We start from the raw sequence: 18,016 nt of genomic DNA, 5'->3' as shown, positions 1-18,016 counted from the left end.
AGCCGACAGATCCCAAACAGGACAGTCGAGACGTCAGTCAGCCGAGGAGTCAGACCCACCAGCGACGTCACCACGAACATCATCACTGTCAGCCGACGTTCAGGGCGACGTCGTCGATCACGAAGCTGGTCTGGCCGTTGCCGTCCTCGGTGCCGGTGAAGGCGAGGTTCACGGTCCGGCCGGCGTAGGCGGTCAGGTCCACGGTGCGCCGGACGTAGCCGGCGGCGGCGTCCGCGTTGGACCAGGTGCCCACGGTGGTCGAGCCGGCCTGGAGGGTCAGCGTGTCGGTCGGGGTGGGGTCGGTCTTGGCGGTGTCGACGTGCAGCCAGAAGGTCAGCACGGCGGACTTGCAGCCGGCCGGGACGGTGACGGTCTGGGCCAGGGTGTCGGTGTGGGCGGAGCCGTAGCCGTCCAGCCAGGCCTTCCAGCTGCCCGAGTGGGCGGGCTCGGAGGAGCCGTTGTCGAGCACGCTGCCGGAGCTCGTCCAGGGGGCGGCGGTGCCGGTCTCGAAGCCGCCGTTGCCGATCAGCTGGGCGGCGGTGCAGCCGCCGGCGGGCGGCGGGGTGGTGCTGCCGGTGGAGCCGCCGAGCAGGGCGGTGGTCAGGGCGTCGGCGACCGGGCTGCCCCAGCCGGTGACCTGGTCGTAGCCCTGGCCGGCCGAGAAGTCCTGGTTGGCGCCGGTGGTCACGTCGTGGAAGGCGCTGCCGTAGCTGCTGCTGTTGGCGACCGCGTACAGCTTGGGAGCGGCCTCGCCGAGTGCGGGCTGCCCGGCGGCCTTGGCCTTCTGGTCGAACTGCGCCGCGTAGCCGGACCACAGCGGGGCGGCCGCGCTGGTGCCGCCGATGACCTGCCAGGCGCCGCTGGTGTACACCGCGAAGCCGCTCTGCGGGTCGGCGTTGGAGGCGACGTCCGGGACGGTGCGCATGGTGCCGTCCACGCCGGTGCCGGTCTGCCAGGCGGGCTTGGCGAACACGGTGGAGACGCCGCCGCCGGCGGTGCTCCAGGCGCTCTCCGAGGAGTAGCCGTTGTCGGCGGTGACCTGGAGGTTGGTGCCGCCGACACCGGTCTGGTGCGGGCTGGAGGCCGGGAAGTCGACCGAGGTGACGCTCGAGCCGCTGGAGGAGCGGGTGCAGTCGCGGGAGCCGTCGTCGCCGGAGGCGGAGAAGATCGAGATGCCCTGGGCGGCGGCCTGCTTGAAGGCGTTGTCGACGGCCGTCATCGAGGAGGCGGTGGTGTCCGGCTCGCAGGAGCCCCAGGAGATCGAGATGACCGTGGCCTTGTTGTCGGTCACGATCTTGTTGGCCATGTCGATCTCGCCCTGGTCGTTGTTCGGGGCCTCGTAGACCAGCTGGGTGGCCTTGGGCGCCGCGCCGCGGACGATCTCGCTGTCCAGCTCGACCTCGCCGATGCCCCGGCCGGGCGCGGAGTCGTAGTTCGCGCCGTCGACCGACACGGTGGAGACGGCCGGGCCGGTCAGGCCGTACTGGGCGTCGTAGCTGGTCAGGTCGGAGGACTTGTAGCCGTCGAACTCCCAGAGGGCGACGGTCGTGCCGGTGCCGTCCGCGCCGGTCTTGTCCAGGTTGTAGGCACCCTGGTACTGGGCCGGGCTCATGCCGTCGGGGGTGGCGGTGGCCGCGTTCGGGGCGGCGGTCTTCGGCTGGACCAGGTGGTTCTTGCGCACCGCGTGGTTGTCCAGGCCGCTGACGCCCTGGACCACGGAGGCCAGGTCGGCGGGGACCGAGGCGGCGTCGTCGTTGGCGAAGTAGGTGCGCTGCTGCTGCGGGTCGACGTAGGCGCTCTCGTGGGTGCCGAACGCCCGGGAGACCTGCGCGGTGCTGCCGTGGGCGTTGACCACCTGGCGGTTGGCGCTGACGCCGCTGACCGTCAGACCCTGGGCGGTGAGGTAGGCCTTGACCTGCTGGACGTCCTGCTCGGTCGGGCCGAAGCGGGCGGTGAACTGCTCGGGCGTCAGGTAGTGCCCGTACTCGGGGGCGCCGGGGGTGGCGACCGCGGCGAGGAGGCGGTCCAGCCCGGCGGAGTCGTGCAGCTTGAGGCTGACGGCGACGGACAGCTGCTGCCCGGACGGGACGTCACCCTGCTTCTCGGAGTGGGCGACCGCGGGGTTCACGGTGTCGGGCAGGGCGACCCGCGGGGTGGCGTGGGGGACGGGGGCGGCCTGCGCGGTGGAGACGCCGAGCGAGACGGCGGTCAGCGGCAGGACGGCTATCGCGGCGGCGACGGCGAGGGAACGGGGGCGCAACGGATCCTCCTCCGGCCGGCTGTGGGGAGCCGGCAAGGGGCAAGGCGCTCCGAGGGGTTCGGGAACGCTGGCTAGAACATGTCAGAGCCGATCCGGGCTGTGGATCATGGTCGGGCAATCGGTTGCTAAAAAACAGTCAACTGTGGAGGGCCGGGGAATCCGGGGTTGCATTCAGTGAATGGGTGCCTTTGCGGCAGTGGTCCAGACCGGTGCGCGAGCCCGCCGAACGGTGTGCGAGCACGCCGAACAGGGCGCGCGGGCCGGGGCCCGCGCGCCCTGGGGTGCGACGGTCAGGCCTCGGCGGGGGCGCCGAGCCAGCTGGTGAGGGCTTCGCGGAGTTCGCCCTGGCCGGGGTCGACGGCGGCCCAGGCGACGTAGCCGTCGGGGCGGATCAGCAGGACGGTGTCGGCCAGCTTGCCGTGCGGGTCGGCCGGGGCGGCCGGGACGAGACGGTCCGACCAGGGGGCGACGGCGGCCAGCTCGTCATTGCTGACCAGCACGAACTTCCCGGCGCGCAGCGCCTCGTAGAGCCGCTCGGGGCCGGCCGGTTCGCCCTCGGAGGGCTTGCTGAGCGCGGTCAGCCGCAGGTCCGGGACCCGCTTGCCGACCTGCGGGTGGGCGCCCTTGGGGGCGGGGTAGGCGATCTCGATGCCGGAGATGGTGCGGGCGCCGCGCTCGGTGAGCAGGTCGAGGTGGCCGCCGAGCGCGGTGAGGGCGCCGCGCAGGGCGCGGGTGGGGGCGGACTCGGCGAGGGCGATCCGGATCAGCGCGCCGGAGGTGCGCAGCACCGCCTTGCCGACCGGGTGCCGTTCGGTCTGGTAGGTGTCGAGCAGCGCGTCGGTGGCCCGGCCGCGCAGGGCGGCGGCGAGCTTCCAGGAGAGGTTGGCGGCGTCCTGGAGGCCGGTGTTCATGCCCTGGCCGCCGGCCGGGGAGTGGCAGTGGGCCGCGTCCCCGGCCAGGAAGACCCGGCCGGAGCGGTAGTTGGGGGCCTGGCGCTCGTCGCTGTGGAAGGTGGAGCTCCAGCGCACGTCGTGCAGGCCGTAGTCCTCGCCCTGGGTGGCCTGGACGATGGCGGCGAGCTGCTCGGGGGTGGGGGTGGTGCCGTCCTCGTGGTGCTCGTTGCGGTCCCAGGCGATGACCCGGTACCAGCCGTCGCCGAACGGGGCGATGAAGGAGAAGCCGGACTTGTTGGCGCCCACCGCGATGGCGTCGGCGGGCTCCCGCTCCAGCCGGACGTCGGCCAGGACCACGGAGTCGACCACGGACTCGCCGGGGAAGGGGACGCCGAGCAGCTCGCGGACGGCGGAGCGGACACCGTCGGTGCCGACCGCGTAGCGGGCGCGGTGGCTCCGGCCGTCGGCGCTCTCCAGGGTGACACCCTCGGCGTCCTGGCGCAGTGCGGTCACCTCGGCGCCGCGCACGATGGCGGCGCCGGCCCGCTCGGCGCGTTCCCGGAGCACCCGCTCGACGTGGTACTGCGGGGTGATCAGCACGAACGGGAAGCGGCTGGGCAGCGAGCTGAGGTCGATGCCCACCCGGTTCATCATCCGCAGCCCGCCGAGCGGGCGGCCGGTGGCGATCAGTTCGTCGGCGAGGCCGCGGGCGTCCAGGAGTTCCAGGGTGCGGGCGTGCACGGCGAAGGCCCGGGTGAGGTTGGACTCGACGGTGCGCTTCTCCAGGACGGTGACGCCGACTCCGGCGGCGGCGAGGTCGCCTGCCAGCAGCAGTCCGGTCGGTCCGGCCCCGACGATGATGACGTCGGCTTCGGTCGTCGGCTTCACGGTCATGTATCAGCTCCCACTGTTCGGAGGGCGGTTGGACGCCGTTCCCGGCGTTCTCCCAGCCTCCATCATCGCGGGCGCGGTCGGAGCTGTGAACCGCCGGTCCCCCGGTGGCGGTGGCCGGCCGGGGGACGCGGGGGCAGGACGGCTCAGCTGTGGCGGCGGATCTCCACCGTGCGGAACCGGTTGGCGACGAAGGCGCCGTCGCAGTAGGCGGCGTTGGCGGCCGGGTTGGCGCCGGTGCCGTGCAGGTCGGAGAAGGCGGCGGTCTGGTTCGGGTAGACACCGCCGGTGAGGTTGAGCGAGAGCGAGACGCCGGAGTCCAGTGCGGCCGCCACCAGCAGGGCCTCCACCTCGGGCGAGGTGGTGTAGCCGGAGGCCGTCATGGCGCCCTTCTCGCGGACCGTGGTGCGCAGCAACTCCACGGCGGCGGGGGTCGATTCGACGGCGACGGCGAAGGCGACCGGGCCGAAGCACTCGGTGCGGAAGACCGCGCGGTCGTCCGGCTTGTCGGCGTCGAGCTTGACCAGCGCCGGGGTGCGGACGGTCGCGCCGGGGAAGTCGGGCGAGACCACCGCGCGCGGGGCGAGGGCGAGTTCGCCGTACTCGCCGCCGGCTGCGGCGGCCGAGCGCTGCAGCACGCCCGGGTTGACCACGGCGCCGAGGACGGCGGCGGCGCGGGCGTCGTCGGAGAGCAGGCCCTCGATGGCGGCGGCGAGGTCGGTGACCACCTCGTCGTAGGACTTGTCGCCCTGGTCGGTGCCGATGCCGCCGCGCGGGATCAGGACGTTCTGCGGGGTGGTGCACATCTGGCCGCTGTAGAGCGAGAGCGCGAAGGCCAGGTTGCCGAGCATGCCCTTGTAGTCGTCGGTGGAGTCGATCACGACCGCGTTCACGCCGGCCTTCTCGGTGTACACCTGGGCCTGCTTGGCGTGCTCCTCCAGCCAGTCGCCGAAGGCGGTCGAGCCGGTGTAGTCGATCATCCTGATCTCGGGGCGGACCGCGAGGGTCGCGGCGACGGTGCCGCCCTCGTGCTCGGCGGCCAGGCAGACCAGGTTGGCGTCGAAGCCGGCCTCGGCGAGCACCTCGCGGGCGATGGCGACGGTCAGCGCGAGCGGCAGCACGGCCCGCGGGTGCGGCTTGACCAGCACCGGGTTGCCGGTGGCCAGCGAGGCGAACAGGCCCGGGTAGCCGTTCCAGGTGGGGAAGGTGTTGCAGCCGATCAGCAGCGCGAGGCCGCGCGGGACGACGGTGAACTGCTTGGTCATGACCAGCGGCTCGCGCTTGCCCTGCGGCTTGGTCCAGCCGGCCTGCTCGGGTAGCCGGGTCTGCTCGGCGTAGGCGTAGGCGACCGCCTCCAGGCCGCGGTCCTGGGCGTGCGGGCCGCCGGCCTGGAAGGCCATGCCGTAGGCCTGGCCGGTGGTGTGCATGACGGCCTGGGCGAACTCGTGCGAGCGGGCGTTGATCCGCTGCAGGATCTCCAGGCAGACCGCGGCGCGCTGCAGCGGGGTGGCGGCGGCCCACCCGGGCCGGGCGGCCTCCAGCGCGGCGATCAGCGCGTCCGGACCGGCGTGCGGGTAGCCGATGCCCAGCTCGATGCCGTACGGGGAGGCCTCGCCGCCGACCTGGTCGCCGTCGGTGGGGTGGCCGTCGAGGACGAAGGGCCGGCCGAGCAGGGCGTCGAAGGCGGCCTTGCCGTCCGCCGGGCCGCTCTCGCCGTAGGCCTTCGGGAACTCGGGGTACGGGGACCAGTAGTCGCGCTTCGCGGCGGCGGCGAGCGCGGCGTCCAGGGTGGCCTGGTGGCGCTCGACCAGCTCGCCGACGAGGGGGTGGGTGACCGCTGCGGACATCTGTGCGCTCCTCAGGAGGGAGGACGGGACACGTCACAGGGTAACCGAACGATCGGTCGGCTCAAGAGGGTGCAGGGAACGGATTTCCGGCCGGAACGCGCCGGGGGCGCGTCCTGGTAGGACGCGCCCCCGGGGCTCGGCGGATGCTTCGTACCGCTGCGGTCTACGGAACGCCGAGCTCGAAGATCACGTACCCGGCGTACCAGCCCGAGGCGATCGCGCCGGTGCCCAGCACCGCCGCCAGCACCGGCCAGCTGAGCTTGCGCATCCCCACCGCGAGCGCGATGAACAGCGGGAAGGCGGGCAGCAGGTAGCGCGAGACGTTGCCGAAGATGCCCAGGCTGCCGAGCACCGAGACGATGGTGGCCAGGGTGTAGGCGGTCAGCACCAGCGGCGGGCGCAGCCGGACCAGCAGCACGATCAGCACCGGCAGGCTGAACACGATCAGGGTGGCCAGCAGGTCCGGCACCGGGAAGGCGAAGGGGTAGTCGTTGCGGCCCAGCAGCACGCCGCGGATCGCCTGCCAGGTGCCCTGGCCCCAGTCGAAGTAGTGCAGCCAGGCGTCGTGCTGGATCCGGAAGTAGCCGCCCCACTCGCCGGTCCGCCAGCCCACCCAGGCCACGTAGCCGAGCAGGCCCAGCGGGGCCAGCACCATCGCGGCCAGCGGGCGCAGCACCCCGCTCTCCCGCCGGAACAGCTCGACCAGCGCGGCCAGGCCGACGGCGCCGATCAGTGCCGCGGCGGTCGGCCGGTTGAGCCCGGCGACCAGGGTGACCGCCCCCGCCGTGACCCACTGCCGGGTCATCGTGAAGTAGCAGGCCCAGGCCGCCAGCGCGACGAACAGCGAGTCCGAGTAGACCGCCCACTCGGCGCCCGAACCCGGGGCGATCGCCCAGATCCCGGCCGCGATCACGCCGGCCTTCGCGCTGCCGGACAGCTTCTCCACCACCGCGAAGATCCCGGCCGCGGCGAACAGCGAGGCCACCACCGAGACCAGCATCCCGGCGCCGTACGTGCCGAGGCCGGTGACGTCCGAGGTCAGCCGGATCAGGCCGGGGTAGAGCGGGAAGAAGGCGGCCGAGTTCTGCTCGATGGTGAAGCCGGGCTGGCCGCCCGGGATCGGCACCAGCGCCGGGTGGTAGCCGAACCGGGCGACCTGCTGGTACCACCAGCCGTCCCAGCTGGCCAGCACGTCCCAGGGGTTGGCGCCGCCGCCGAACCGGGCCGGCTTCTTCGCGTAGTCGCCGCCGAAGGACAGCAGCTTCATGAAGACGGTGAAGCCGATCAGCTTGAGCACCGCGTAGCACCACACGGCCGGTCCGTAGCGCAGCACCAGGGCCCGGGCGCGCTCCTGCCAGCCGTCCGGGACGTCCGCCGGCTCCTCGCTGTGCTGTTCGGGCACGTCGGAGGAGACTGCCGGTATTGCGTTCATCAGCTGTGGACCCCAGCCTGCTGGACGTGGACGATCGTCCGCCGAGTCTAGGGCCTGGCCTCTGCGGCGGGGATGGACCGAGCGCCCCGATCGCGTGACCTCCGGGGCGGCCGGGGATACTCGGAGGATGGCCGATCACACCACGCGCACCGCCTACACCGTCGAGTCACTGCTCGCGGTGACCGTCGACGTGTTCAACGAGCGCGGATACGACGGCACCTCGATGGAGGACCTGTCCCGGGCGGCCGGGATCTCCAAGTCCTCGATCTACCACCACGTCCGCGGCAAGGAGGAGCTGCTCCGGCTCGCCGTCGGGCGGGCGCTGGACGGGCTGTTCGCGATCCTGGCCGAGCCGGCGGCGGTGACGGGCCCGGCGGTGCAGCGGCTGGAGCACGTGGTGCGGCGCACCGCGGAGGTGCTGCTGGCGGAGCTGCCGTACGTGACGCTGCTGTTGCGGGTGCGCGGCAACACGGCCACCGAGCTGTGGGCGCTGGAGCGGCGGCGGGACTTCGACCACCAGGTGGCGGACCTGGTGCGGGCGGCCGTCGCGGACGGCGCGCTGCGCGGGGACGTGGAGCCCCGGCTGGCGACCCGGCTGCTGTTCGGGATGATCAACTCGATCGTGGAGTGGTACCGGCCCGGGCTGAAGGGGGCGGACGGGGTCGCGGACGCGGTGGTGCACCTGGCCTTCGACGGGCTGCGGGCGCGCTGAGCGGCCGGTCCGGCGGGTCCGGCGGGTCCGGGCCGAGGGATCGGGCCGGGGGACCGGGCCGGTTCCGGTCCGGGGGCCTGGTCGGTCTCAGTCCGGGGGGACCTGGTCGGTCTCCTCGAACACCAGCATGGTGCGGGTGCCGAGCACCTGCGGGATGGACTGGATGCGGTTGAGCACCAGCTCCCGCAGGGCGTGGTTGTCGGCGGTGTGCACCAGCAGCAGGACGTCGAAGTCACCGCCGACCAGGGCGATGTGGGCGACCCCGGGCAGCTCCAGCAGCTGCTCGCGCACGGTGCGCCAGGAGTTCTGCACGATCTTCAGGGTGATGTACGCGGACGCGCCCTGACCTGCCCGTTCGTGGTCCACCCGGGCGGTGAAGCCGCGGATGATGCCGTCCTCGACCATCCTGGAGATCCGGGCGTACGCATTGGCCCGGGACACGTGCACCCGCTCGGCCACCGAGCGGATCGAGGCGCGACCGTCCTGCTGCAGCAGCCGCAGGATCGACCGGTCGACCCGGTCGAGTCTGGACATCTGTTCAGCCGACATGACCCCCCACCCTCGCCGATTGGACACACTGCCACCAGTCGACCGCCGCTCGGGCCGAATGTCCACCACCTTGTCACGCTTCTGGTCAAGATGAACAGACGACCGAACAATCGGTAGGGAGCCCCCGCCACCCATGGAGGTGCCCCGAGATGACCGTTCTCGACCACAGACACCACACCGGAGTGCCCGGCTGGATGCCCGGGGCCACCGCTCCGCGCACCGATCCGGCCCCGCTCCTCCCGGACGTCTCCCCCGTCCGGGTGCTCGGCACCCCCGCGCTGGAGAAGTACGAGCCGGCGCTGCTGCACGAGCTCTACCGGCGACTCGTCGTCGGCCGCCGCTTCAACCAGCAGGCCACCACCCTGACCAAACAGGGCCGGCTCGCCGTCTACCCGGCCTCCACCGGGCAGGAGGCCTGCCAGGTCGCCGCCGCCCTGGCGCTCGGCGAGCGCGACTGGCTGTTCCCCAGCTACCGCGACACCCTCGCGGTGGTCTCCCGCGGCATCGACCCGCTGGAGGCGCTCACCCTGCTGCGCGGCAACGCCCACACCGGCTACGACCCCCGCGCCAGCCGGACCGCCCCGCTCTGCACCCCGCTCGGCACCCAGGCCCCGCACGCGGTCGGACTGGCGCACGCCGCCCGGTTGCGCGGCGAACCGGTGGTCGCGCTGGCCCTGCTCGGCGACGGCGGCACCAGCGAGGGCGACTTCCACGAGGCGCTGAACTTCGCCGCCGTGCTGCGGGCGCCCGTCGTCTTCCTGGTGCAGAACAACGGCTACGCGATCTCCGTCCCGCTCAGCGCGCAGTCCGCCGCGCCCAGCCTCGCCCACAAGGCCGTCGGCTACGGCATGCCGGGCCGGCTGGTGGACGGCAACGACGCCCCCGCCCTGCACTCGGTGCTCACCGAGGCGGTCGAGCGGGCCCGGGCCGGCCAGGGCCCGACCCTGGTCGAGGCGCTGACCTACCGGATCGAGGCCCACACCAACGCCGACGACGCCACCCGCTACCGCACCGAGCCCGAGGTGGAGGCCTGGCGGGAGCACGACCCGATCCTGCTGATGGACCGCGCACTGCGCGGACTCGGCCTCCTCGACGACGGGACGGTCCAGGACGCGGCGGACGAGGCGGAGGCGCTGGCGGCCCGGATGCGGGCCGAGTTCCACGCCGACCCGGAGCTCGACCCGATGGCGCTGTTCGCCCACGTCTACGCCGAGCCGACCCCGCAACTGCTAGAGCAGGCCGCCCAGTTGTCCGCCGAGCTGGCCGCCGAGGCCGAGGTGCAGCCCTGATGAGCACTGCTGTTTCGTCCCGGACCGCCTCGATGGCCCAGGCGCTCAACGCCGCGCTGCGGGACGCCCTGCGCGAGGACCCGACGGTGCACGTGCTCGGCGAGGACGTCGGCGCGCTCGGCGGCGTCTTCCGGATCACCGACGGGCTCACCGCCGAGTTCGGCCCCGACCGCTGCCTGGACACCCCGCTGGCCGAGGCCGGCATCCTCGGCACCGCGATCGGCATGGCGATGTACGGGCTGCGCCCGGTGGTCGAGATGCAGTTCGACGCCTTCGCCTACCCGGCGCTGGAGCAGCTGTTCTCGCACGTCGCCAAGATGCGCAACCGCACGGCGGGCCGGCTCCCGCTGCCGATCACCGTGCGCATCCCGTACGGCGGCGGCATCGGCGGCGTCGAGCACCACAGCGACGCCTCCGAGGCGTACTACGCCGCCACCCCCGGCCTGCACGTGGTCACCCCCGGGACGGTCGCCGACGCGTACGGGCTGCTGCGCGCCTCGATCGCCTCCGACGACCCGGTGGTCTTCCTCGAACCCAAGCGGCTCTACTGGGGCAAGGCCGGGTTCGATCCGGCCGCACCGGTCGAGCCGATCGGTCGCGCCGTCCTGCGGCGCACCGGCACCTCCGCCGTGCTGATCACCTACGGCCCCTCGCTGCCGGTCTGCCTGGAGGCGGCCGAGGCGGCGCAGGCCGAGGGGTGGGACCTCGCGGTGCTGGACCTGCGCACCCTGGTGCCCTTCGACGACGAGACCGTCACCCGGGTGGTGCGCTCGATCGGGCGGGCCGTGGTGGTGCACGAGGCGAGCGGCTTCGGCGGCACCGGGGCGGAGATCGCGGCCCGGGTCACCGAGCGCTGTTTCCACCACCTGGCGGCGCCCGTGCTGCGGGTCACCGGGTTCGACATCCCGTACCCGCCGCCGATGCTGGAGCACCACCACCTGCCCGGGGTGGACCGGATCCTGGACGCGGTCGCCCGGCTGCAGTGGGAGGACCGAGGATGATGCCCGTCGTACGGGAGTTCCGGCTGCCCGACCTCGGTGAGGGGCTCACCGGGGCGGAGGTGGTGCGCTGGATGGTCGAGGTCGGCGAGGTGATCGCGGTCGATCAGGCGGTGGTGGAGGTGGAGACGGCCAAGGCCGTGGTGGAGGTGCCCTGCCCGTACGGCGGGGTGGTCACCGCGCGGTACGGGGCGGAGGGGGAGGAGATCGCCGTCGGCGCGCCGTTGGTGACGGTCGCGGTGGCGTCGGGGGTCGGTTTCGAGGTCGCCGTCGCCGGGCCTGGTGGTTCCGGCGGTTCTGGTGGTTCTGGCGCTCCTGGTGGTCCTGATGCTCCTGGTGCCGCGGTCGAACGGCCGTTGGTCGGGTACGGGGTCGCCGAGAGCCGGGGGGTCCGGCGGCGTCGGGTGGGGGCCGCTGCCGTGGTTGCTCCTGCTGCTGTCGCTGCTCCGGTTGCCGCTCGGGCGGTTGCTGCTCCGGTCGTGGTGCCGGTGATCTCGCCGTTGGTGCGGCGGCTGGCCCGGGAACAGGGCGTCGACCTGGCCGGGCTCATCGGCAGCGGGCCGGACGGGCTGATCATGCGGGCGGACGTCGAACGGGCGGTCGCGGCCGGGGTGGCCGCTCCGGCCGCCGTCACGGTGGGTGCCGCCGCCGGCTCGGGTGCCACCGTCGCCTCGGGTGCCCCCGCCGCGGAGCAGGTCGTCCCGCTGCGGGGGCTGCGCAAGGCGGTGGCCGAGAAGCTCGGCCGCAGCCACCGGGAGATCCCCGCCGCGACCTGCTGGGTGGACGTGGATGCCACCGAACTGATGGCACTGCGACGGCAGTTGAACGCGACGCCGGGACCGAAGGTGAGCGTGCTGGCGCTGCTGGCCCGGATCTGCACGGTCGCCCTGGCGCGCTTCCCCGATCTCAACTCCAGCGTCACCGCCGATGGTTCGGGCATCGTCCGGCACTCGGCGGTGCACCTGGGCTTCGCCGCGCAGGGCGAGCGGGGACTGGTCGTCCCGGTGGTCCGGGACGCGCAGGCCCGGAGCACCGAACAACTCGGCGAGGAGCTGGGGAGGTTGACCGAGGCGGTGCGCAGCGGAACCCTCACGCCGGCCGAACTCACCGGCGGCACCTTCACCTTGAACAACTACGGGGTGTTCGGTGTGGACGGTTCCACCCCGATCCTCAACCACCCGGAGGCGGCGATGCTCGGGGTCGGCCGGATCGTGGCCAAGCCCTGGGTGCGCGAAGGGGAGTTGGCGGTGCGCGAGGTGACCCAGCTGTCGTTCACCTTCGACCACCGGGTCTGCGACGGCGGGACGGCGGGCGGCTTCCTGCGGTTCGTGGCGGACTGTGTCGAGCGGCCGGGGATGCTGTTGCGGCAGCTCTGAGCGGGCCGGGTGGCTCTGGGCGGGCCCGGGTGGCTCTGGGCGGCCCGGGGCGGCTCCAACGCCGCCGGGGCAGGCCGGGGCGGGGCTGCGGTGAGCAGGGCGGGGTCGCCCTGGGTGTGCTGCTCGGCACTCAGGGCGACCACCGGTCGAGTGAGAGTAGCGCGTTCCCGGGGCGGCCGTCCGGGCTTCGCGTGATTTGTCGGATGAGCACTTCGGGCGTGCCACGCTGCCTAGGCATCAGCAGAGACCAGCCAGGTGGTGGCGCAGGTCGGCCGGAGGCGAAACGATTCTCTTGGGTACTCGAAACGTAGCGGTGAAGTCCCGCAGAACACTCCTGATCCGCACCGGGCACGGCTCGGCGGGGGCGGCCGCCGTTCCCGGTCTGCCGGAATCGTCGGCGTCGGCGGAGTCGGCGTCGTCGGTGGCCGTGGCCGTGCAGGCGGCACAGGTCGCGGCGGCGGCCGTTCCCGTGCTGGAGCCCGTACGGCCGGTGATCCCGCCCCCGCCCGTCCATCCGCCGGCGGTTCCCGCGCCCAGCAGTCCGGAGACGTCCTCGACCATCGGCGCCGCCCCCGCCTTCCAGCCCCTGTTCGCCGATGCTCCCAGTCTCAACTGGTCCGGGCCTGGCGACAGTTGGACCGATGCCTGGGCCGCGCAGCGTGCCGTGCCGGCGGCGCCCCCGGCCGCGCCGCCCGCCGTCGTCGACCCCGGTGCCGGGCCGCGTGCCGCCGATGGGTCCGAACTGCCGCTCACCGCGCGGGACATCGAGCTGATCCGGGCCAGCCTGGCGATCGTCGAGCCGGTCGCCGACCGGGCGACCGCGCACTTCTACGCCCTGCTCTTCCTGCAGCACCCCGAGGTGCGTTCGCTCTTCCCCGCCGCCATGGACGTCCAGCGGGACCGGCTGTTCCGCGCCCTGCTGGCCGCCGCCCGCGGCGCCGAGGACCCGGGCGCCCTGCGCACCCGGCTGGCCGCGCTCGGCCGCGGCCACCGCCGCTACGGCACACTGACCGGCCACTACGCCCCGGTGGGGGAGTGCCTGGTGCAGGCGCTGGCGCGGTACGCGGGCGGCCGGTGGGACGCCGACACCGAACTGGCCTGGCGCCGCGCCTACCGGCTGATCTCCACGATCATGATCGAGGCCGCCGAGGAGGCCGCCCGCACCTCCCCGCCCTGGTGGCAGGGCGAAGTGGTGCGGCACGAGCGCCGCACCCGGGACGTCGCGGTGCTCACCGTCCGCCCGGACCAGGCCTACCCGTTCCGGGCCGGCCAGTACTGCAGCCTGGAGACCCCCTGGTGGCCGCGGGTCTGGCGGCACTACTCCTTCGCCTCCGCGCCCCGTCCGGACGGGTTGCTGACCTTCCACGTCAAGGCCGTCCAGGCGGGCTGGGTCAGCAACGCGCTGGTGCACCGGGCCGCTCCCGGGGACGTGGTGCGGCTGGGCGCGGCGACGGGGACGATGACCGTCGACCACACCGCCGGTGCCGACCTGCTCTGCCTCGGCGGCGGCACCGGCATCGCGCCGATCCGCGCCCTGGTGGAGGAGGCGGCCGAGTACGGCACCGCCGGCCGCAGCGTTGAGGTGTTCTACGGGGCCCGCAGCACCGTCGAGTTGTACGAGTGGGACGCGCTGCGCGAGCTGGCCGGCCGGGTGCCCGGGCTGACGGTGCGGCCGGTGCTGTCCGGCACCGGTCCGGCCGGGGGCCTGCTGACCGGCGAACTCCCCGAGGTGGTGGGCCGGTTCGGCCCGTGGCCCGACCGGGAAGCGGTGCTCAGCGGCCCGCCCGCGATGGTCCGGCGGGGTGTCGGGGTGCTGCTCGCGGCGGGTCTGCCGGCCGAGCGGATCCGGCACGACCTGGTCGGCGAGCTGGCGGCGGGCTAGCGCCGGTCGACCGGCACGGACGCTGACCGGTGCGGACGTCGACCGGCACGGCCGCTCACCGGTGCGGACGTCGACCGGGTCGTGCCGGGATCGGAGCGGGGATCAGCCCAGATCGGGAGCGAGGAGTGCGCGGATGCCCTCGATGTTGGCCGCCAGATACGCCCGCAGCCGGGGCGGTACGACGTTCACCGAGGTCACGCCCTCGCGGGTGAACGGCAGCCGGACCACCTGGTACTCGCCGTTCGGGTCCGTCACCTCGGGCCCGTGCCGCCGGCTGAGGTCCATCGAGGCCAGCCGGCAGACGAAGAAGTGCTGCACCTTGACCCCGTGCGGGTGCAGCAGGGTGCCGTCGTCGTGGAGCGTGTGGCTGATGGTGTCGACGAAGGCGGGCACCACGTCCACCACCTTGCCGCCCAACTCCTCGTCCACCTCGCGGTGCAGCGCCTCGACGACCGTGCGGTCGCCCCGCTCGACCCCGCCGCCCGGGGTGATCCAGTACGGATGCGGCGCGCCGGGCCGGACCCGCCGGATCAGCACGATCGAGGCCGGGCCGTACGGGTCGTCCGGGTCCAGCTCCAGCAGGATCGCCCGCGCGGTCCGCTTGACCACCGGGCGCAGCGGCGGGGTTCGGTTGTCGGGGCCCATGGCGACCTCCGGGGCTGGAGCGTTGTGCGGGAGTCTCCCGCGTCGGGCGCGGGCCGAAACGCCGACCCGGTCGGGTGCATCCGTTCGGGGGCCCGCTGTGCTCCAATGGTCGACCATCGGGCAGATCGGAGCATTTCCCCCACCTGTCGGGCGTCGGCAACTCCGGTACGACGCGGGGCCGCTGGGTCCGTCGTCGACGCCCCGAGGCGCACCGTTCGGCTTCTGAACCCTCCTGTTCGTCCCCGCACGCTCCTTGCCGGGAGCGGGGTTTCCCTCTCGTTCACCATTTGAAAAAGCACACCTTGTCCACTACCTCCCCAAACATGGACGATGAGGATCGAACGTGGATTGCTTGCATATAACCGTCGAAAGCATGTCCGGCCGCGGCGGAACCCTCAATCTCGACACCGGGGCCGGGCAGAAGAGAGGTACTGGCGCCATGCAGCACAGCACAGTCCAGGGTCACCTGGTGATGAACCTCGTGGTCTCGCCCGAGCTGTCCTTCAGCATCGTGGCGGACCTGGCGTACGAGCCCAGCGATCCGTACGCGGTCCGGTTCACCTTCCACCTGCCCGGCGACGCCCCGGTCACCTGGGTCTTCGCGCGGGAGTTGCTGCTGGACGGCCTCAGCGGCCCGTCCGGCGAGGGCGACGTGCACATCCACCCGGAGGGCGGGGAGCTCTCGGAGGTCCGCATCGCGCTCCACTCCCCCAACGGGGACGCGCAGCTGCGCTGCTCGGCGGCGCCGCTGGTCGCCTTCCTGGTGCGTACCGACCGGCTGGTTCCGATGGGGCAGGAGCTCACCGGGCGGGAGCTCGACGCCCAGCTCGCGGACATCCTGCGGAGCTGCGACGCGGGGTGAGCGCCCACGGGGCCGGGGCCGGTGCGGGACGCGAACGGGGCCCGCACCCGGTGGACCACCCGGGTGCGGGCCCCATGCGCGTCCGGTCCTGAGGCCGGCCACGGCGCCGGTCAGTCGTCGTCCAGGGCCAGGTGCAGGCCCCAGGCAACCAGGCTGATGATCAGTGAACCCACCAGTGCGGAACCGAAGTTGACCACGTGGAAGTCCAACGACAGCTTGGTGGACGCCCAGGAGGTGAGCAACAGCATCAGGGCGTTGATCACGAAGGTGATCAGCCCCAGGGTGAGGATGAACAGCGGGAACGAGAACAGCTTCACGACCGGCTTGATCAGCCAGTTGATCAGGCCGAAGACGACGGCGACGCCGAGCACCGTCAGGGCCTTGTGCTGCCAGTCGGCCTTGCCCTCGGCGAGTTGGATGCCGCTGACGATCCAGGCGGCGACCCAGATGGCCGCCGCGTTGATCAGTGTTTTGATGACGAAACCCTTCATGCCGCCCAAGCCTGACAGGCGCCCCGCCCGGGGGGAAGCTCCCACCGGAGGAGTTGGTGTTGAATGCCCCTGGTCCCGGAGGTGGACGGGACACACCCCGATGGGCGGGGCGCGAGGAGGAGGACGGCAGCGGTGAAGATGTTCCGGCTGGACGAACTGGACGCCGAGCGGGCGGCCAACGACGGCGCCTACCTGCGGTTCCTGCGCGAACCGCGGATGTCCGCCGGGCTGTACGCGCTCTCCCCCGGCGCCACCGACACCCAGACCGCGCACGACCAGGACGAGATCTACCAGGTGATCAGCGGCCGCGCCGAGCTGACCGTCGGCGCCGAGACCGCGACCGTCGGGCGCGGCAGCGTGGTGTACGTCCCGGCCGGCACCCCGCACCGGTTCCACCACATCACCGAGGAGCTGCGGGTGCTGGTGGTGTTCTCCCCGCCGGAGGACTGAGCACCGGCCGCGGGGACGGAGCGGGGCGGGCGCGGGACGGGCGCCCGGGCCGGCGGCCAGCGGCCGGCGGCCGGGGACGGGACCGGCGCCGGAGGCCGGAGCCGGGCCGGGTCGTAGGGTCGTCCGCATGACCCGTAGCCCCAGCCTCACCGACGAGCTCTGGGCGTCGATCGAGCCGATCTACGCCGAGATCCTCGCGCACCCCTTCCTCGGTGGCCTCACCGACGGCACCCTGCCGCGCGAGGCCTTCCGCCACTTCGTCGTCCAGGACTCGCACTACCTGCGCGACTACGCCCGCGCGCTCGCCGTCTGCGCCGCCAAGGCGCCCGGCGAGGCGGACGTCCGGGCCTTCGCCGACGACGCGGTCGGCGCGATCGCCGCCGAGCAGGGCATGCACGCCGATTTCCTGACCGCCTTCGGCGGCACCGCCGAGGCGGCCGCGGCCGAGCCGGTGCTGCCGACCACCCGGGCCTACACCAGCTACCTGCTGGCCACCGTCTACGGCGGGTCCTTCGCCGAGGCGCTCGGCGCGGTGCTGCCCTGCTACTGGATCTACGCCCGGGTCGGGGAGGCGCTGCTCGCGCAGGGCTCTCCCGAACCGCTGTACGCCCGCTGGATCTCGACCTACGGCGACGAGGCCTTCCAGTCGGTGGTGCGCCGGGTGCTGGAGCTCACCGACCGGATCGGCGAGGAGCTGTCGGCGGCCGAACGGCGAAGGGTGGTCGAGCACTTCGGGACCACCTCGCGCTACGAGTGGATGTTCTGGGACGCCGCCTGGCGCGGCGAGCGCTGGCCGGTCTGACCCCGCTCTGGCCCTGCTCAGGCGCTGCTTCGGCGCTGCCCAGCTGCTCCCCCGGGGGCTCGCCGGGCGCCGTACGGAACCTGCTTCCCGACCCCCGTCCGGGGCCGTCCTCAGGGGACTCCCCGGGGTCGGGGGTCGGGGTGATCTAGGGGTTCTCTCCGGGCTGCGGACCCTCGTTCCGGCGTCCCCGCCCCCGTACGATCGAAGCATCGGAAGAAAGCGGGATGCGGCCACCGGACGGCAGCCGACCCGAGGGGAGAAGGAGAACCGACATGGCTGAGCTCTGGAAGTCGCTGCCCTCCTGGGTGCGCAACATCGTCATCCCGGTGCTGGTCCTGGTGCTGGCCTGGAACATCATCGCCTTCGTCTTCGGCGTCGTCGGCGCCCTGCTGAGCATCGTGATCAAGGCGCTGGTGGTCGTCGGCATCGCCGCCGCCGTGGTGATCCTGGTGAAGAAGGCCGCCAAGAGCTGACCCCGCTCCGCGCGCCGCGCGGAGCACCTCCGGAGGCCCGGTACCCCGTCCGCGGGGGCCGGGCCTCGGCGTTTCGCCGGCCTCTCCCCCGCCCCTCCTCCGGCGGGTCCGTTTCGGACACCGTCTGGACCTGCGGCGATCGGCTCGCTACGGTGTTGGGCGTC

16 protein-coding genes are annotated in these 18,016 nt (G+C 73.1%); 9 read left to right on the top strand and 7 right to left on the bottom strand.

What is annotated here, in order from left to right:
- Nucleotides 1–88: 88 nt before the first annotated feature.
- The 4 genes from AB0O91_RS25195 to AB0O91_RS25180 form a co-directional block, all read right to left on the bottom strand.
- A complete protein-coding gene (locus AB0O91_RS25195) occupies nt 89–2,260 on the bottom strand; it encodes a protease pro-enzyme activation domain-containing protein (protein ID WP_363437041.1) in 2,172 nt (723 codons plus the stop codon).
- Nucleotides 2,261–2,550: 290 nt separating this feature from the next.
- Nucleotides 2,551–4,047 (bottom strand): FAD-dependent monooxygenase, encoded by a 1,497-nt coding sequence (locus AB0O91_RS25190; protein ID WP_363437038.1) that lies wholly within the window; start codon nt 4,045–4,047, stop codon nt 2,551–2,553.
- 143 nt (nt 4,048–4,190) lie between these two features.
- Nucleotides 4,191–5,891, bottom strand: coding sequence for a phenylacetic acid degradation protein PaaN (paaN, locus tag AB0O91_RS25185; RefSeq protein ID WP_363437035.1), 1,701 nt, complete (start codon nt 5,889–5,891; stop codon nt 4,191–4,193).
- A gap of 163 nt (nt 5,892–6,054) precedes the next feature.
- Nucleotides 6,055–7,323: a hypothetical protein gene (locus tag AB0O91_RS25180; protein ID WP_363437032.1), complete on the bottom strand. Its 1,269-nt coding sequence runs from the start codon at nt 7,321–7,323 to the stop codon at nt 6,055–6,057.
- A 127-nt stretch (nt 7,324–7,450) separates the two neighbouring features.
- On the opposite strand from AB0O91_RS25180, the gene AB0O91_RS25175 reads away from it, so the two are divergent.
- Nucleotides 7,451–8,035 carry a TetR/AcrR family transcriptional regulator gene (locus tag AB0O91_RS25175; protein ID WP_363437030.1) on the top strand — a complete coding sequence of 195 codons (585 nt, stop codon included), beginning with the start codon at nt 7,451–7,453 and terminating at the stop codon, nt 8,033–8,035.
- A gap of 87 nt (nt 8,036–8,122) precedes the next feature.
- On the opposite strand, the gene AB0O91_RS25170 is transcribed toward AB0O91_RS25175, so the two are convergent.
- Nucleotides 8,123–8,584, bottom strand: coding sequence for an Lrp/AsnC family transcriptional regulator (locus AB0O91_RS25170; RefSeq protein ID WP_030278207.1), 462 nt, complete (start codon nt 8,582–8,584; stop codon nt 8,123–8,125).
- A 194-nt stretch (nt 8,585–8,778) separates the two neighbouring features.
- Here AB0O91_RS25170 and pdhA point away from each other — a divergent pair, with 194 nt between their 5' ends.
- The 4 genes from pdhA (at nt 8,779) to AB0O91_RS25150 (ending at nt 14,129) form a co-directional block, all read left to right on the top strand.
- The gene (gene pdhA, locus AB0O91_RS25165) at nt 8,779–9,873 is read left to right on the top strand and encodes a pyruvate dehydrogenase (acetyl-transferring) E1 component subunit alpha (RefSeq protein WP_363437054.1); all 1,095 of its coding nucleotides are present in this window, start codon (nt 8,779–8,781) and stop codon (nt 9,871–9,873) included.
- Complete coding sequence (locus AB0O91_RS25160; RefSeq protein ID WP_363437027.1) at nt 9,873–10,874, top strand: alpha-ketoacid dehydrogenase subunit beta; 1,002 nt, start codon at nt 9,873–9,875, stop codon at nt 10,872–10,874. The genes pdhA and AB0O91_RS25160 overlap by 1 nt, the downstream gene beginning before the upstream one ends.
- The gene (locus AB0O91_RS25155) at nt 10,874–12,247 is read left to right on the top strand and encodes a dihydrolipoamide acetyltransferase family protein (RefSeq protein ID WP_363437052.1); all 1,374 of its coding nucleotides are present in this window, start codon (nt 10,874–10,876) and stop codon (nt 12,245–12,247) included. The genes AB0O91_RS25160 and AB0O91_RS25155 overlap by 1 nt, the downstream gene beginning before the upstream one ends.
- A 313-nt stretch (nt 12,248–12,560) precedes the next feature.
- Nucleotides 12,561–14,129 (top strand): globin domain-containing protein, encoded by a 1,569-nt coding sequence (locus AB0O91_RS25150; RefSeq protein WP_363437024.1) that lies wholly within the window; start codon nt 12,561–12,563, stop codon nt 14,127–14,129.
- 102 nt (nt 14,130–14,231) lie between these two features.
- On the opposite strand, the gene AB0O91_RS25145 is transcribed toward AB0O91_RS25150, so the two are convergent.
- Nucleotides 14,232–14,774 (bottom strand): NUDIX domain-containing protein, encoded by a 543-nt coding sequence (locus AB0O91_RS25145; RefSeq protein ID WP_363437021.1) that lies wholly within the window; start codon nt 14,772–14,774, stop codon nt 14,232–14,234.
- A gap of 472 nt (nt 14,775–15,246) precedes the next feature.
- Here AB0O91_RS25145 and AB0O91_RS25140 point away from each other — a divergent pair, with 472 nt between their 5' ends.
- Nucleotides 15,247–15,636, top strand: coding sequence for an SsgA family sporulation/cell division regulator (locus tag AB0O91_RS25140; protein WP_363437049.1), 390 nt, complete (start codon nt 15,247–15,249; stop codon nt 15,634–15,636).
- Nucleotides 15,637–15,746: 110 nt separating this feature from the next.
- Here the strand turns inward: AB0O91_RS25140 and AB0O91_RS25135 are convergent, their stop codons facing one another.
- The gene (locus tag AB0O91_RS25135) at nt 15,747–16,127 is read right to left on the bottom strand and encodes a phage holin family protein (protein ID WP_363437018.1); all 381 of its coding nucleotides are present in this window, start codon (nt 16,125–16,127) and stop codon (nt 15,747–15,749) included.
- A gap of 132 nt (nt 16,128–16,259) precedes the next feature.
- Here AB0O91_RS25135 and AB0O91_RS25130 point away from each other — a divergent pair, with 132 nt between their 5' ends.
- The 3 genes from AB0O91_RS25130 (at nt 16,260) to AB0O91_RS25120 (ending at nt 17,852) form a co-directional block, all read left to right on the top strand.
- Nucleotides 16,260–16,577 (top strand): cupin domain-containing protein, encoded by a 318-nt coding sequence (locus tag AB0O91_RS25130; protein ID WP_363437015.1) that lies wholly within the window; start codon nt 16,260–16,262, stop codon nt 16,575–16,577.
- Between the two features lie 127 nt (nt 16,578–16,704).
- Entirely contained in the window at nt 16,705–17,379 is a 675-nt protein-coding gene (gene tenA, locus AB0O91_RS25125; protein WP_363437013.1) for a thiaminase II, read from the top strand.
- A 272-nt stretch (nt 17,380–17,651) separates the two neighbouring features.
- Nucleotides 17,652–17,852, top strand: a complete 201-nt coding sequence (locus AB0O91_RS25120; protein ID WP_363437010.1) for a DUF5326 family protein — start codon at nt 17,652–17,654, stop codon at nt 17,850–17,852.
- Nucleotides 17,853–18,016: the final 164 nt, after the last annotated feature.

Source organism: Kitasatospora sp. NPDC089797 (genome assembly GCF_040684795.1).
Lineage (GTDB): Bacteria > Actinomycetota > Actinomycetes > Streptomycetales > Streptomycetaceae > Kitasatospora.
This window is presented reverse-complemented; position numbering and strand designations above follow the sequence as displayed.

Bases quoted from the DNA above. Each gene is read 5' to 3' on its own strand.
- AB0O91_RS25175 (WP_363437030.1), top strand. From the start codon at position 7,451: ATGGCCGATCACACCACGCGCACCGCCTACACCGTCGAGTCACTGCTC.
- AB0O91_RS25170 (WP_030278207.1), bottom strand. From the start codon at position 8,584: ATGTCGGCTGAACAGATGTCCAGACTCGACCGGGTCGACCGGTCGATC.
- pdhA (WP_363437054.1), top strand. From the start codon at position 8,779: ATGCCCGGGGCCACCGCTCCGCGCACCGATCCGGCCCCGCTCCTCCCG.
- paaN (WP_363437035.1), bottom strand. From the start codon at position 5,891: ATGTCCGCAGCGGTCACCCACCCCCTCGTCGGCGAGCTGGTCGAGCGC.
- AB0O91_RS25160 (WP_363437027.1), top strand. From the start codon at position 9,873: ATGAGCACTGCTGTTTCGTCCCGGACCGCCTCGATGGCCCAGGCGCTC.
- AB0O91_RS25190 (WP_363437038.1), bottom strand. From the start codon at position 4,047: ATGACCGTGAAGCCGACGACCGAAGCCGACGTCATCATCGTCGGGGCC.
- AB0O91_RS25140 (WP_363437049.1), top strand. From the start codon at position 15,247: ATGAACCTCGTGGTCTCGCCCGAGCTGTCCTTCAGCATCGTGGCGGAC.
- AB0O91_RS25155 (WP_363437052.1), top strand. From the start codon at position 10,874: ATGCCCGTCGTACGGGAGTTCCGGCTGCCCGACCTCGGTGAGGGGCTC.
- tenA (WP_363437013.1), top strand. From the start codon at position 16,705: ATGACCCGTAGCCCCAGCCTCACCGACGAGCTCTGGGCGTCGATCGAG.
- AB0O91_RS25120 (WP_363437010.1), top strand. From the start codon at position 17,652: ATGGCTGAGCTCTGGAAGTCGCTGCCCTCCTGGGTGCGCAACATCGTC.
- AB0O91_RS25180 (WP_363437032.1), bottom strand. From the start codon at position 7,323: ATGAACGCAATACCGGCAGTCTCCTCCGACGTGCCCGAACAGCACAGC.
- AB0O91_RS25145 (WP_363437021.1), bottom strand. From the start codon at position 14,774: ATGGGCCCCGACAACCGAACCCCGCCGCTGCGCCCGGTGGTCAAGCGG.
- AB0O91_RS25135 (WP_363437018.1), bottom strand. From the start codon at position 16,127: ATGAAGGGTTTCGTCATCAAAACACTGATCAACGCGGCGGCCATCTGG.